The 13,618-nt window shown below is 40.8% G+C and carries 17 protein-coding genes and 3 tRNA genes; 6 read left to right on the top strand and 14 right to left on the bottom strand.

Annotated elements, in window-relative coordinates; genetic code table 11:
- Positions 1-483: 483 nt before the first annotated feature.
- The 11 genes from E0D70_RS17500 to E0D70_RS13045 form a co-directional block, all read right to left on the bottom strand.
- A complete protein-coding gene (locus tag E0D70_RS17500) occupies positions 484-639 on the bottom strand; it encodes a hypothetical protein (RefSeq protein ID WP_165942907.1) in 156 nt (51 codons plus the stop codon).
- 34 nt (positions 640-673) lie between these two features.
- Positions 674-1,765 (bottom strand): hypothetical protein, encoded by a 1,092-nt coding sequence (locus tag E0D70_RS13000; protein ID WP_133012724.1) that lies wholly within the window; start codon positions 1,763-1,765, stop codon positions 674-676.
- A gap of 194 nt (positions 1,766-1,959) precedes the next feature.
- Positions 1,960-2,478, bottom strand: coding sequence for a hypothetical protein (locus E0D70_RS13005; protein WP_133012725.1), 519 nt, complete (start codon positions 2,476-2,478; stop codon positions 1,960-1,962).
- 498 nt (positions 2,479-2,976) lie between these two features.
- A tRNA-Leu gene (locus E0D70_RS13010) sits at positions 2,977-3,062 on the bottom strand.
- Positions 3,063-3,073: 11 nt separating this feature from the next.
- Positions 3,074-3,147, bottom strand: a tRNA-Cys gene (locus tag E0D70_RS13015).
- Positions 3,148-3,173: 26 nt separating this feature from the next.
- Positions 3,174-3,248: transfer RNA gene (locus E0D70_RS13020), tRNA-Gly, on the bottom strand.
- Between the two features lie 96 nt (positions 3,249-3,344).
- The gene (gene pgsA, locus E0D70_RS13025; protein WP_133012726.1) at positions 3,345-3,905 is read right to left on the bottom strand and encodes a CDP-diacylglycerol--glycerol-3-phosphate 3-phosphatidyltransferase; all 561 of its coding nucleotides are present in this window, start codon (positions 3,903-3,905) and stop codon (positions 3,345-3,347) included.
- Between the two features lie 38 nt (positions 3,906-3,943).
- Entirely contained in the window at positions 3,944-5,764 is a 1,821-nt protein-coding gene (gene uvrC / locus E0D70_RS13030) for an excinuclease ABC subunit UvrC (protein ID WP_133012727.1), read from the bottom strand.
- 10 nt (positions 5,765-5,774) lie between these two features.
- Positions 5,775-6,419, bottom strand: coding sequence for a response regulator (locus E0D70_RS13035; RefSeq protein WP_133012728.1), 645 nt, complete (start codon positions 6,417-6,419; stop codon positions 5,775-5,777).
- Between the two features lie 123 nt (positions 6,420-6,542).
- A complete protein-coding gene (locus E0D70_RS13040) occupies positions 6,543-7,343 on the bottom strand; it encodes a replication protein P (RefSeq protein ID WP_240537127.1) in 801 nt (266 codons plus the stop codon).
- Complete coding sequence (locus tag E0D70_RS13045; RefSeq protein ID WP_133012729.1) at positions 7,252-8,124, bottom strand: DnaT-like ssDNA-binding domain-containing protein; 873 nt, start codon at positions 8,122-8,124, stop codon at positions 7,252-7,254. Before E0D70_RS13045 ends, E0D70_RS13040 begins: the two co-directional genes overlap by 92 nt.
- Positions 8,125-8,358: 234 nt before the next feature.
- Between E0D70_RS13045 and hpf the strand changes: the two genes are divergently transcribed.
- From hpf to E0D70_RS13075, 6 genes are all read left to right on the top strand, one after another.
- A complete protein-coding gene (gene hpf, locus E0D70_RS13050; protein WP_133012730.1) occupies positions 8,359-8,676 on the top strand; it encodes a ribosome hibernation-promoting factor, HPF/YfiA family in 318 nt (105 codons plus the stop codon).
- A 162-nt stretch (positions 8,677-8,838) separates the two neighbouring features.
- Positions 8,839-9,495, top strand: a complete 657-nt coding sequence (locus E0D70_RS13055) for a Bax inhibitor-1/YccA family protein (RefSeq protein ID WP_133012731.1) — start codon at positions 8,839-8,841, stop codon at positions 9,493-9,495.
- A gap of 37 nt (positions 9,496-9,532) precedes the next feature.
- Entirely contained in the window at positions 9,533-9,982 is a 450-nt protein-coding gene (gene tusD / locus E0D70_RS13060) for a sulfurtransferase complex subunit TusD (protein WP_240537129.1), read from the top strand.
- A gap of 6 nt (positions 9,983-9,988) precedes the next feature.
- The gene (locus tag E0D70_RS13065) at positions 9,989-10,336 is read left to right on the top strand and encodes a DsrE family protein (protein WP_133012732.1); all 348 of its coding nucleotides are present in this window, start codon (positions 9,989-9,991) and stop codon (positions 10,334-10,336) included.
- Positions 10,336-10,626, top strand: a complete 291-nt coding sequence (locus E0D70_RS13070; RefSeq protein WP_240537130.1) for a DsrH/TusB family sulfur metabolism protein — start codon at positions 10,336-10,338, stop codon at positions 10,624-10,626. Before E0D70_RS13065 ends, E0D70_RS13070 begins: the two co-directional genes overlap by 1 nt.
- 15 nt (positions 10,627-10,641) lie before the next feature.
- Entirely contained in the window at positions 10,642-10,956 is a 315-nt protein-coding gene (locus E0D70_RS13075) for a TusE/DsrC/DsvC family sulfur relay protein (protein ID WP_240537131.1), read from the top strand.
- 110 nt (positions 10,957-11,066) lie between these two features.
- Here the strand turns inward: E0D70_RS13075 and cobA are convergent, their stop codons facing one another.
- The 3 genes from cobA to crcB all read right to left on the bottom strand — a co-directional run bounded on the left by cobA (position 11,067) and on the right by crcB (position 13,617).
- Complete coding sequence (cobA, locus tag E0D70_RS13080; protein ID WP_133012734.1) at positions 11,067-11,810, bottom strand: uroporphyrinogen-III C-methyltransferase; 744 nt, start codon at positions 11,808-11,810, stop codon at positions 11,067-11,069.
- Between the two features lie 61 nt (positions 11,811-11,871).
- Complete coding sequence (gene serS / locus E0D70_RS13085) at positions 11,872-13,173, bottom strand: serine--tRNA ligase (RefSeq protein WP_133012735.1); 1,302 nt, start codon at positions 13,171-13,173, stop codon at positions 11,872-11,874.
- 66 nt (positions 13,174-13,239) lie between these two features.
- Positions 13,240-13,617 carry a fluoride efflux transporter CrcB gene (gene crcB / locus E0D70_RS13090; RefSeq protein WP_240537132.1) on the bottom strand — a complete coding sequence of 126 codons (378 nt, stop codon included), beginning with the start codon at positions 13,615-13,617 and terminating at the stop codon, positions 13,240-13,242.
- Between the last annotated feature and the right edge of the window lies 1 nt (position 13,618).

Raw genomic sequence — 13,618 nt, forward strand, 5'->3', positions numbered from 1 at the left:
GGGACGAATAAACAATCGCCCAAGAAAGTGTCTAGGGTTCAAGCAACCAGCTATGATTTTCAAGGAATTATGCTTGGTTGCTTGAAATGAAAAGTGTCGCACTTCGGACTTGAATTCAGGTATATGAGAGATTTTACTGAAAAGTAACCGCTGTATATTTTCTGAGTGAACACCATCACTATCGGAATGAATACAGCTTCCGTCACCAACATATAGTATTGCATGTGAAAAACAGCTTGAACTAATTACTCGTATCGCTTTACTTATAGGATGGCTCTGTGTTGTCAAAAGAATATCACCAGCCTTAAGTTTTTCCCTTTCAAGTATGAACATAATTTTAATCTGTAAATGATTTTATAATCAATTGAAATAAATGAGTCAGAGTAAAACTAAGATCTCACTATGACCACGAATAATCCCATTCATAAACATTAAAACGTTTTACGAGTTTTCACCAGAAGAATCGACCACTTACTTGGTTCATCAAGTAGTATGCAGACGAACCTTTCCAAAACCTCGCAACGTAGGCGGATCAGAAAACCGCACCAACTGGCGTTGGATCGCAAGCGAAGCTATGTCATGGGCACTCGCCCAAAGCATCACCACCAAACACCAAACACCAAACCAAATTACAGACACAAAAAAACCGTTTGGAAAGCGGTGCTATGCATTACTACCTTTTAATTTTGTCCACTAACTTCGAGAACTGCTCTATTCCATCGAATGCAGAAATAGCCGTGTCATCATTGGCAAATATGTTTGAAAAAACGATATCTTCAAATTTTTCTAAGGTGGAACCATTTTTTTCTTTAAGCTCAGAGGAATATTCAGCATAACTTTGTATAAACCTACACAATGTCATTCTTAGCTCAAGTTGAGATATTTGTGATTTAACACCTTTGTAATTGCCTAATAAAACCCTAAAGAAGTATGTCGCTATCACAACTAAAGATATTGCAGGAAGCGCAAATAACAATCCCATTTCTGTCGGTTCAGATCTCGCTTTTGCCATTTCAAGCATCAACACCAGTTCATACAGCACAGGAGCAATCATAAAAAAAACAGACGCTCTAATCCACCAAACCAATCGACCTATTTCTGTTTTCTTGTCTTCTAACAAGTCATGAAAACCTTCATTCAACCCAACAAAATTGAAGGCATTCTTATATTCATCAAGAGAGTCCTTTATGGCGTTCACCCTTCCTTCTTTTTCCTTTATTTCTTTATGCCATTCAGCCTCTTTTTCGGATATCATTTCTTCCCATTGATTCTCAATCTTATCCTTACTTTTTAAAATATTTGATATATTTTTAAAATTTGAAAATTCATCCGAACCAATCATGTCGTAAATAATCCTAATACGCATATCTTTATCTGCGTACTCAATAATTCTTCTTAAATCGACTGGAAATTTATCAGATGAATCAGATATGTTATTTCTTATATCGATTAAAGTATTACTAACATTCTCTGATCGTAAAAAAACTTCAACAATAAATGTATATAAAAAAGAAATAATATATTCTCTAGTTAAACCAGTGGAATTTTTGTCGTAATTATTAATCGCACCTACAAGATTATCTCCGTACTTTAATATACTAAAAGGACAAAATTTATCAAAATTATCAGGGTCAGAAATGAAGATTGTTAGAGCATCTACGATGATTTTAATATAATGTTTATCTAGATCATTTAGATCATGATATCCTTTATTTTTTTCAATAAATCTACTGAAAACTTTTTCATTATCTTTAATAAAACTCATATCAACTCCGTTTTTAAAATTAAATACAACCTAAGTAGTATTTAAAATTTAATAATTTTTTCTATGGTATTGAATAAATGTTAGATCAACCGTATGACTCTTCACTGTTATCAATTTTTTGTCTATTCCGACCAAGCTTAGATCATCGGCAATAGTGAACCCGCAGTTAACGAACAATTATCCGACCTTGTTATCTAATTACTAGGAAATAACTGATTACAAAAATCCGTACATACCGAAATATGATGCAAGCAGTCAGGTACTAATATAGTAGAGCCATGGGCTTTTGAGTTTCGCATATTGGGAATAATATCAACCATGCTTTTACACCACCCATTACCTGACTCATTTTTATCGATATGTCTAAAACCCGCATCACAAATCCAACCCTCTTCTACCGCCTTGCTTAGAAGTATTCTTAAGCCAACATGTTTTTTAGGTTGTACTTTGAGTCTGAGTGCATGTTCGATTATGGTGTATGTTTTAAGGTGTACTTCGGGAGCTAATGCATAGAAAAAGTAAGTGTAGAGAGCCATATTCTTAGCCACATTGAACTGCCCTTTTATTTCGTCAGGCACTTCTTCGTTTAGCACTTCTTTGGAAAGGTATTCATGTATCTGCTCAAGGTCTGGAATAGTGCCAGAGATACTCCCTAAGAGATGATGCTTGTGGTCGATTTGAGTTAACTCTTCGAGGCTCTTAAACTTTTCCATGTTTCATCCTATCTCGCTACTCCATCAACTTAATTAACATTATTTTACATTAAATCGTTTTGTCGACTTATACCAGCATAGATAGCATAAATTTCCACCACAAAAAACGCCACTTAGGCGGCTAATTGATTGATATAAGATTTACGCCTTAACATCTGTGTATTTATTACTACCTCTACGATGCTCGCAATAAGCACACCCCCATCCTAGCCAGTCCTTTTTTTAAAAGTATAAGGAGAATGAAGTTTGGTTCGCTGCTAGAAGCACTCAACGGGGAGTTGGACGTATTCGAAGATATAAGAGGCTGCCAATTCAATAAAATTGCTTGTATGCGCTCTCTGAGTCATTTACGACTTAGGTTGGTATGAATCTTAAGGTAGAAATAATCAGTAGGATGTTTTGAAGAGTAACAAGGAAACACAAGAAGGATTAACAAGAGATAGGGATTTAGAATTGAGAGGGATAACAAAATTTAGGTGAAAAAAAAGGCACCATAAATGGTGCCCGGGACCGGAATCGAACCGGTACGCTTATTCAGCGCAAGATTTTAAGTCTTGTGTGTCTACCAATTTCACCACCCGGGCATTTTCTGATATGGAGGCCGGAGTCGGAATCGAACCGGCGTTAACGGAGTTGCAGTCCGCTGCATGACCACTCTGCCATCCGGCCTTCAATATATCAGATGTCTTTTAAGCTGGAGCGGGAAACGAGGCTCGAACTCGCGACCCCAACCTTGGCAAGGTTGTGCTCTACCACTGAGCTATTCCCGCGTCTCAAAAGACGTGGCCTATTCTATGTATTTGAACTTTCACGTCAAGGGAAAAATTCAAATAAATAGCTAACTTAGGCACTTTTTTTATATTTGATTATTTTTTGTCCGAATGTTTTGGAACTAACTCTGGCCATGCTGCTTTCAAATAAATATACATAGACCAAAGAGTGAGCAACGCGGCGATAACGAGTACTGACTCGCCAAAAAAAGACCACATGGTTCCTGGCGGACTGCCTAGCAGAATAAAAATAGCGAGCATCTGCATGGCAGTTTTTAGTTTGCCAATATAAGAAACAGCGACGCTAGCACGTTTACCCATTTCGGCCATCCATTCGCGCAATGCTGAAATAACAATTTCTCGACCAACAATAACAGCGCTGGCTAATGTCATCAGTGGATCAGCATAACTTGCCACCAGCATAACCAAGGCAACTGATACCATCAGCTTATCCGCTACCGGGTCAAAGAAAGCCCCAAACGGCGTTGTCTGGTTTAGCTTTCTCGCTAAATAGCCATCAAGCCAGTCTGTCCAAGCTGCCAGAGCAAACACGGCCGCACAGGTATAGTAGCGCCCTTCCCACGGTAAATAATAAATAGCCACCAAAATCGGAATCATAAAAATCCGCAGGGAGGTTAATATATTTGGTATGTTCATCGTTTTCCTATTTAAAGCCTATAAAATGTACAAGAAAATCAGTTCTTATGGAGATACAGATAAATCTCTTCGGCTTTTTTCACACCGATTCCTTTTACCTTGCTAATGTCTGTTTGGCTCGCCGCTAATAGTTCTTGGTAACCGCCGAAAGTAGACAATAATTCTTTACGTCGACTTGGTCCAATACCCGGAATATCTTCTAATACAGAATGCCGTCTTTTCTTATCTCGGCGACGACGGTGGCTTGTTATTGCAAATCGATGAGCCTCATCGCGAATATGCTGAATCAAATGAAGTGCAGCAGAGTCTGGCGGCAACACCACTTCGTCTTCTTTAGAGCCTATGTACAAGGTTTCTAAACCTGGTTTTCGAGTATCGCCTTTTGCGACACCGAGTAAGAATATATCCACCAGACCAAGTTCCTTTAAGACGGCTTCTGCTTGTGTTAGTTGCCCTTTACCACCGTCTATTAGTAATACGTCTGGCGCGTCTAGTTCGCCACTTTTAACGCGCTTATATCGGCGCATTAAAGCTTGTTTCATCGCCCCATAATCATCGCCCGGCTCCACACCTTCGATGTTAAAAGAGCGATAGCGTTTTTTATCCGGCCCATCGGGTCCAAAAACAACACAGGACGCTACGGTTGCTTCACCACTTGAGTGGCTTATGTCGAAACATTCCATATGACTAGGCGGCTCTTTAAAGCCTAATACTTTTTGTAGCGCGGTGACACGACTAAAATGATTTCGTTTGTCAGATAAGCGCGCTTGCAACCCTTGTTCGGCATTGAGTTTTGCTAAGTCTAGCCAACGAGCTCGTTGGCCTCGTACATTATGCAACACTTCGATGCGTTTTTGTGTCGTTTCAAACACACCTTCTACTAATGCTTCACCATCGTCTAATTCATGGCTGGTAATTAATACTTTAGGAAGCTCTTGGATGCCCCCTAAATAAAACTGAGCAATAAACGATGACAACAATTCACCTTCGGATATTTCGATCGGCATTTTGGGATAATAACTTTTACTACCAACTACTTTGCCGTGGCGAACCATCATGACATGAACACACAAACCACCGGGCTGAATGATGGCGGCAATAACGTCAGCATCTCCCGTTTGTCCGTAAACATCCTGCTGCTCTTGGATGTGCTTAAGCTGAATCATTTGGTCGCGCAATTCTGCCGCACGCTCAAATTCCATGTCTAAAGCGGCGGCTTTCATTTTATCTGAAATTTCGCTTGTTAACTCTTGGCTTTTACCTTGTAAAAACATCCTAGCATGACGAACATCGTCATCGTATTGAGCATCTCCAATCAAGCCGACACACGGCCCTGAACAACGTTTTATTTGATACTGAAGGCAAGGTCTGGAACGGTTTGAATAGGTGCCATCTTCACACTGGCGAACCTTGAAAACCTTTTGCATGGTACTTAGGCTTTCGCGTACGGCGCTGCCACTAGGAAAAGGCCCATACAGTTTCCCTGAACTTACTTTATTGCCTCGTCGAAATAACAATGCAGGATGATGATGGTCAGATAACAAAATATAGGGGTAGGACTTGTCGTCACGAAGCAGAATATTATAAGGCGGACGATGCTGTTTAATCAGCGTCTGTTCGAGCAACAGCGCTTCAGTTTCACTCTTTGTTACGGTGATTTCTATTGCGTCGATTCGACTTACTAGCGCCATTGTCTTAGTCGTCAGACCTGCGGCTCGAAAATAACTCGATACTCGATTCTTTAAGTTTTTAGCTTTTCCCACATACAACAAATCGCCCTTGCCATACATACGGTAGACGCCGGGTCGAGTCGTTAAGTGGCTAACAAAATGCTTTGGATCAAATTCTAAGTGAGTCAAACAAACCTCATTACGATCCCATTCCAAGGACGCTATAACGTACCGCTAACCGAATCAGCTCCACATCACTCTCAATACTCAATTTAGAAAAAATGCGAGTTCGATAGGTACTGACTGTTTTAGGGCTTACATTTAGATGTATGGCTATTTCCGTTGATTTTTTACAATCAACAATCATTTGAGCAACTTGCAATTCACGGTCTGATAACGCTTCAAGCGGGGAACCTTTGCTGTCGATAGTGTATTTTGTTAATGCCATTTTTTGTGCGATGCATTGTGAAACATAGCGGTCACCCTTGTGGACAGCATCCAATGCATCTAGCAACTCCGATGTATTCGTCCCTTTCGTCAAATAACCTGAAGCACCGGCCTCTAACAACTTAATGGGATACAAGCTGTCATCCAGTGCGGATAACGCAATGATTTTCACTCTAGGCATTAGGCGTTTAATTTCTTTTGTTGCCCCTAAGCCTCCAATACCAGGCATATGAACATCCATCAGAACAATGTCAGGAAGCAGTATTCGCGTTTGTATAATCGCATCTTCACCATTGTGAACAATACCAACAACCTCTACACCTTTTACATCCTGTAAAACACGGCTAATTCCCTGACTCACCATATCGTGATCATCGACAATCAGGATTTTCAACAAAGAAACCACCTTATCAAACAGTTAACTTACTACTCTCTCTATGTTAACTAGAATGGCACTAAGCTCATAGCATTGAGTGTGTTTTATTTTAACCCATAGCAAAGATGACTAAATCAACAAGAATTATTCTGGAAGTGTTCCGTTATATCCCATTAACTTCAGCTTTTCTTCTGCTATTAAGCGATAGCGTTGGCGAACCCCTGTACCTTGGGTTTTTTGAGTGTAATACAGTATTGGAGCAATCTCTTCTTCTGATAATTTGAGCTGCTTAGCTATACGACTAATCAGATCATCTACACCAACCGACGCCTTATTCTCGATCATAATAACTCTGGGAATAACAAGACGTTCTCCAGAAATCACACGATCGACTACTTTTACGTAATTTTCTTCAAAAAGCGGCCATGTTACACGCTCTTCTTCTGACTTAAGCTTGTACCAGCCCGTTTGAGTTCCAGCAAAGTAAATAGCAGGATGAGACCAGCGATATGACAAGGGATCAGAGCGACAAGCACACGCTTCTAAATACGCACTACGGGGATCAAGTAAACCATAGGCTTTATAGGCGGTATTAATCAGTTTCAAGAACTCGGAAATAGTCGGCGGCCATGCGTAAACTTCTTTGGTTCGCTCTACTGCATACGCCAATAAAGGCTCTTGATAGCCTTTGAGTACAACAGCCCATTCACGCTTAGCCAGTTTCACCTCATCTGGATTACTGTATGCGGAAGCAAACTTATGAGTATAGATCGCCTTAAACCGGGCGAATAGCATATTCACTAGTACCCGAGTTTGCTGCTGTGCCTCTTCGCGCTGAGTATCCTGCTGGGTATTACCAGTCTGTGTCGTGGATGTTTGTGAGAGCGTCGCTAACTTGCTCGCGAGAGGTTTTATTAAATTTTGAACTGCCTGAGGTTCCTTCATATGAAGACCGATCCGATTGTTTGTATTGCCACTGACGTTTTACGTATTTGAAAAATTCACTGTTCCACGTTCTTACATTTTTTCGCTGCTCTTTTATTCGTAACAGAAACTCAGCTTGCAGCGATAATGCAAATTCTCTCGTAATACCCGCTTGAGCAATTTGCTCTAGTGTGGTTTCTTCGGGTTGCCATTGTCCCGGCTGTCGAGCAAGTTCTTTTTGCTCTAAATATAAATCAAAATCCGTTATGCCTCGACGGTCATTAACCACAGGCGGTTGCGAAGGCTGAATATTTTGGCGAGCCGCTTGCCTAGGAGCATAATTTGCCTTCGGCGGGGTCGACTGCGATTGCTTTGGAGTAAAATGCGAATGCTGCGACGTCTGAGCAGGTGCTGCCCTTGTTGTCTGCGTCGTTTTTTCTCGCACTTCTTGTTGCAAACGGTTCATCTTACCCATCAGAGAATCCTCTGATTCTGCTTGAGGCATCGGCTGCGCTTCTGCCTGTACGCTCCCCGACATAGGCACAACCTGTATTTCCAAAGACTGGTCCTGACGCTGAAAACTTAATAATTGGCTGATTTGTAAATTGGCCAATAATCGCATCACCATAGGCACAGTCCAGAAAGGAAGTTGCGCGCTGAGTTGAGCAATATCCATTTTTAAAACAGCAGAATTCATCACATAAGACTGCTGCTTTAAAAAGGTTAAAAGTACCGTCTCTTCTAGGCCAATTTGGGCTGCCATAGAAAAAGAAATAGGCAATAAAAAATCGTTGTTCAACATAATCCTCGCTTTACACTTTTAGCGCTTCAGTCTAACAAAAGCTTGCGCCATAAGCACGATAACCCGCAAAAGCAATAACCTGAAAATAACAAATTTTCACTTAACAAATAGTTGTGACGACAACATGACAGTTACATAAACCCTCATTGACACATGCGAAAGTGGCTCCTATGCTCGAATGGTGGGAAATAAAAAGCCCCATCTAAAGCCAACTTTACTGAGGAGAAAAGTTGTATGCATACAATCAATATTACCGGACACCACATTGATGTTACGCAAGCGATTAAAGACCACATCAATGAAAAGTTTCATAAAGTGTCCAAGCTAACCGACAAAATCACCACTGTTAATATAATCCTATTGCAGGACAATAAAAACCAAAAAGCCGAAGTCACTGTTCACCTTCCGGGCAAAGAGCTTTTTGCCGCCGCCTCCTCTGAAAACAGGCTATTTCATGCAATAGACGCGATGATAGATAAGTTAACAAGACAAATAGCAAAACATAAAACCAAACAGAATCCAGGAGCTTATAAGGCGACTACCGTTTCATGACAAGCCGACAATGCCAAAAGCAAGGCAACTCATCAAAAACACCGAGCTAAACTCGGTGTTTTTGTATCAACTTGTAACTATTCAAAACACACCTTGAGTTTTTGAACTAACGCCCTCATATTAAGTCATAAGATAGACATAAACTTTCAAGGAGTAACTCTCATGCGTTATACCGAAGCCTTTGCGACACATACGTCAAAATCGGCCAACAAAACGCTCCGCAACACTTATGCGTTGCTATCACTAACATTATTGTTCAGTGCTTTTACTGCGAGCATGAGTTTGGCTTTTAACCTGCCTCACCCAGGTATCATAATTACATTGGTTGGCTTTTATGGCTTACTTTACTTAACTTATAAATTTAAAAACAGCTCAGTCGGTATTCTTTGTGTTTTTGCCCTAACTGGCTTCATGGGAATCACTCTAGGGCCCATTCTAAATGCTTATCTAAGCATGGCAAATGGCGCTAGCATGATAATGAGTGCATTAGGCATCACCGGCTTATCGTTCTTAGGTCTTTCTGCTTACGCTTTAATATCTAAAAAAGATTTTAGCTTTTTAAATGGCTTTATTACTGTCGGTTTCTTTGTGTTGTTGTTTGCAGTAATTGCAGGCATCTTCGTACAAATGCCCGCGTTGCAGATTTTTATCTCTGCTGGTTTTGCTCTGTTTTCAGCAGCCATTATTCTGCTACAAACGAGTCAAATTATTAACGGCGGCGAAACAAATTACATCATCGCAACCGTGAACCTCTACGTGTCTCTATACAACATGTTCTTGAGTGTTCTGTCTCTTTTGGGCATGGCAAACGACGATTAATAAACATTAAGAATCACTAAACAAAAAAGGCCGCTGCATGCGGCCTTTTTTATTGGTAAACTTATTGCTTAATTGCAACAAGGCACAGAATCCAATGCACTACGCTCTTTTAGTCACTGGCTCACCCTACCAAACAAAAGCCTGCCATAGCGCTTTAAAATTTCTTAAAGCCGCCTTACTCAACAAAGAAAACACTCTTGAAGGCGTGTTCTTTTATGAAGATGCGGTCCTTATTGGCAATGCACTCACTCAGCCACCAAGAGACGAGTTTGATGTCAGAAAAGCTTGGGTTGAATTAACCAATGAGCACAAGATTCCACTGTACCTGTGTATTGCTGCGTCAGTACGCCGTGGCATTATTAACGAAACAGAAAGCCAGCGCTATGAATTGCCTCAACACAGCTTATCTGAAGGCTTTCAGTTAGAAGGGTTAGGAACATTTGTCGAGCTAATGAACTCAACAACTAAAATAATACAGTTTAGGTAATCCTCCATGACCAACACGTTAATTCACCTAAGCAGCTCTCCTTACTCTAGCCTTGCCTGTAAAGAAGGCTTAGACCTAGCCTTGGTTCTGGCCACATTTGAGCAACCCGTTGACCTCTGTTTTTCAGGCGCCGCTTTATCGCTTTTGTATAACCATCAACAAACGACAAAAGAAGATGGTAAGCACTTATATAAATTACTTGATGGATTAGAATTCTATGACATTGATAATATCTATATAGAAAGAGACAACGAATTAACGAAAGAGGTCGACATTTGGCCTGGCACTAAGGCGCTCGATCAAAAAGACTGGTACGCCCTCTTTTCTCAATACCAACATGTTTTTCGGTTTTAATGATGCAACTACACCAATTAAATCAGTTAGCTTATCCAAACGACATTGAACAAACTTGGATTAACAGCCTTAAAATAGGCGACACTTTATGCTTAATCGAAGAAGCTATTCTTCGCTGCCAAACTCAGCATGACACCCTCAAAGCGCTGATAGAACAAAAAGACATTTCACTCTTTTATTTAAAAAGTGACACTTTGGCTTATGGCGTCAACCCAACATTAGGAACAGCGCTAAGTGATGATGAATGGGTTCATATGACACTAACCTCAGACACAAACATAAGCTGGTAAACAATGAGTAATAGCATGGATCACATTGGTGTAGATGAAGAAGGCTACCTTCTCAATCTAGCAGACTGGACACCAGAACTTGCAAATACACTAGCGGCACAAGAATCTCTAATTTTGACAGAAATGCATTGGGAGATTATTTTTTTACTTAGAGACTTCTACCAAAAATTCGAAGTTTCCCCAGCTATGCGCCCTCTTGTTAAAGCGGTCTCCAAAGAACTAGGAGCAGAAAAAGGACGGAGCATCTATCTAATGAAGCTGTTTCCCGGTAGCCCACCAAAATTAGCGGCAAAAATTGCAGGACTTCCTAAACCAGCCAATTGCATATAAGCCAAGCTAAGTAACATAACAGCCAGTTATTTATCAGAGACTCATAAAAAAACCACAAAAAAAAGGCGCTATTGAAGCGCCTTTTCTTATATTTATTAGCACTATTATCGTTAGTACTTACCGTGCCATTCCAGCTTATTTTGCAAGGTAACAACATCACCAATAATAAGTAATGCTGGCGATTTCACATCATTCTGTTTAATCACTGCCAAAATGTCACTAATTGTAGAAGTAAATACCCTCTGCTCTAGCGTAGTTCCTTTTTCCACCACTGCAACTGGCATCGACGGCTTCATACCAAAACGTATAAGAGATTGGCTTATTTCTTCTAACCCTGTCAGCCCCATGTAAATCACTAGGGTTTGAGCCGGGTGAACCAATTCATCCCACGGTAAATCTGTAGTGCCATCTTTAAGATGACCGGTAAGAAAGCGAACGGATTGTGCGTAGTCTCGATGCGTAAGAGGAATCCCTGCATACGCAGCGCAACCAGCGGCCGCCGTTATACCTGGTACAACTTCAAAAGGAACACTTTCTTGCACAAGCTCTTCAAGCTCTTCACCGCCACGCCCGAAAATAAAAGGGTCTCCGCCTTTAAGACGAACGACCATTTTGCCCTCTTTGGCTTTTTGAGCTAATAATCCATTAATCTCATTCTGCGGCAAGCTGTGCATGGATTTAGCTTTACCAACATACATTTTTTCAGCCGTAGTAGGAATCAAAGCAATAATATCAGCACCCACTAAACGGTCATAAAGCACCACGTCTGCAGTTGTAATCAAACGATGCGCTTTGATCGTTAACAACTCTGGATCACCTGGACCAGCGCCAACTAAATACACTTTACCTGTCATAGAATATCTCTAGTTTTACAAAAAAAAGCCTCTTCTGAGGCTTTTTTAAAATAAAGAAAGCTTATGCTTTTTCTAATACTCGCTTGCCGCCCATGTAAGGCAACAAAACATCAGGAACACGCACACTACCATCTGCATTTTGGTAATTTTCCAAAACAGCAACAAGCGTACGACCTACAGCTAAACCTGATCCATTTAAAGTATGTGCTAACTCAGGACGACCGGTTTCTGGATTACGCCAGCGAGCCTGCATACGACGCGCTTGAAAGTCACACATATTAGAACAAGAAGAAATTTCACGGTATTTTCCTTGCCCCGGCAACCAAACTTCAATGTCATACGTCTTATGTGCTGAGAAACCTAAGTCTCCACCACACAAAATAACAGTACGGTAAGGAAGCTTTAATTTTTGTAGAATCGTTTCTGCATGACCAACAAGCTCTTCAAGTATCGCTTCAGAACGATCCGGGCGGCAGACGTGTACCAACTCTACTTTTTCGAATTGATGCTGACGAATCATGCCGCGAGTATCACGGCCATAACTTCCTGCTTCACTACGAAAACAAGGCGTATGAGCCACAAACTTTTTGTGTAACTCAGCGTCATTTAGAATTTCATTACGCACTAAGTTCGTAACAGGAACTTCTGCTGTTGGTATAAGATAAAGATCATTATTACCACTTTCTTTATCAACAGGTACTTTGAATAAGTCTTCTTCGAACTTCGGTAATTGACCCGTTCCTTTCAAAGACGTCGCATTCACTAAATAGGGAACATATACCTCAGAATAACCATGCTCATCGACATGAGTATTGATCATAAACTGAGTTAGAGCGCGGTGAAGACGAGCTAAATCACGATGCATAACCGCAAAGCGAGACCCAGTGATTTTAACCGCTGCTTCAAAATCTAACAGTTCAAGATTTTCACCAAGATCAACATGGTCTTTCGGCTCAAAATCGAATTCTTTTGGCTCACCCCAGCGACGAATTTCAATATTATCATCTTCTGTTTTGCCATCTGGCACAGAAGGATGAGGAATATTCGGAATCCCTTCTAATAGACCTTCAAATTCTTCTTGGACCTGAGCCAGCTGCGACTTTGCCGCTTCAAGATCGTCACCTAGTGTCGATGTTTGAGCTTTTAACTCAGCCGCCTTGTCTTTGTCGCCAGACTTCATCGCTTGACCAATTTCTTTAGAAACCGCATTTCGCGATTGCTGCAATTGCTCCGTTTCCACTTGAATGGCTTTACGGCGCTCTTCTAGGGAAGAAAAACGAGCAACATCTAGTTCGTACCCTTTTTTCTTAAGCTGTGCCGCAATGGCTTCTGGGTCAGCGCGTAGCGCTTTAATATCTAACATCGGTGCAACAAATTCCTCTAAAAGTAATCAATATAAAAAACACAAATAAAACGTGTTGTGAAAAGTCTAAAAATAACGAGCTAAGGCAATTCCTGCAGCAACACCAGCAATACCTAACGTACAGCTTAATAATAGATAGCCTGCGGCACTTAGCCAAGCCTGCATATTAATAAGTGAAACGATTTCTAACGAAAAAGTAGAAAATGTCGTAAAAGCACCTAATAAACCGACCTGAATAAAGGGTCTGTAATGCTGCTCCCAGTTCGGCATTTTTTCACTCACGACAACAAAAGCCACACCCATCAGAAAACAACCAAGAATATTAATTAACATGGTTGCTAGCGGAAAGTGATGATGCCAATGGTTATTTATCCATCGTGTTGCACCGTAGCGCCCTAAAGCACCTGTGGCACCACCCAAGGCAATCATAAAGTAGAACATCATA

This window comes from Marinomonas flavescens (genome assembly GCF_004352835.1).
Taxonomy (GTDB): domain Bacteria; phylum Pseudomonadota; class Gammaproteobacteria; order Pseudomonadales; family Marinomonadaceae; genus Marinomonas; species Marinomonas flavescens.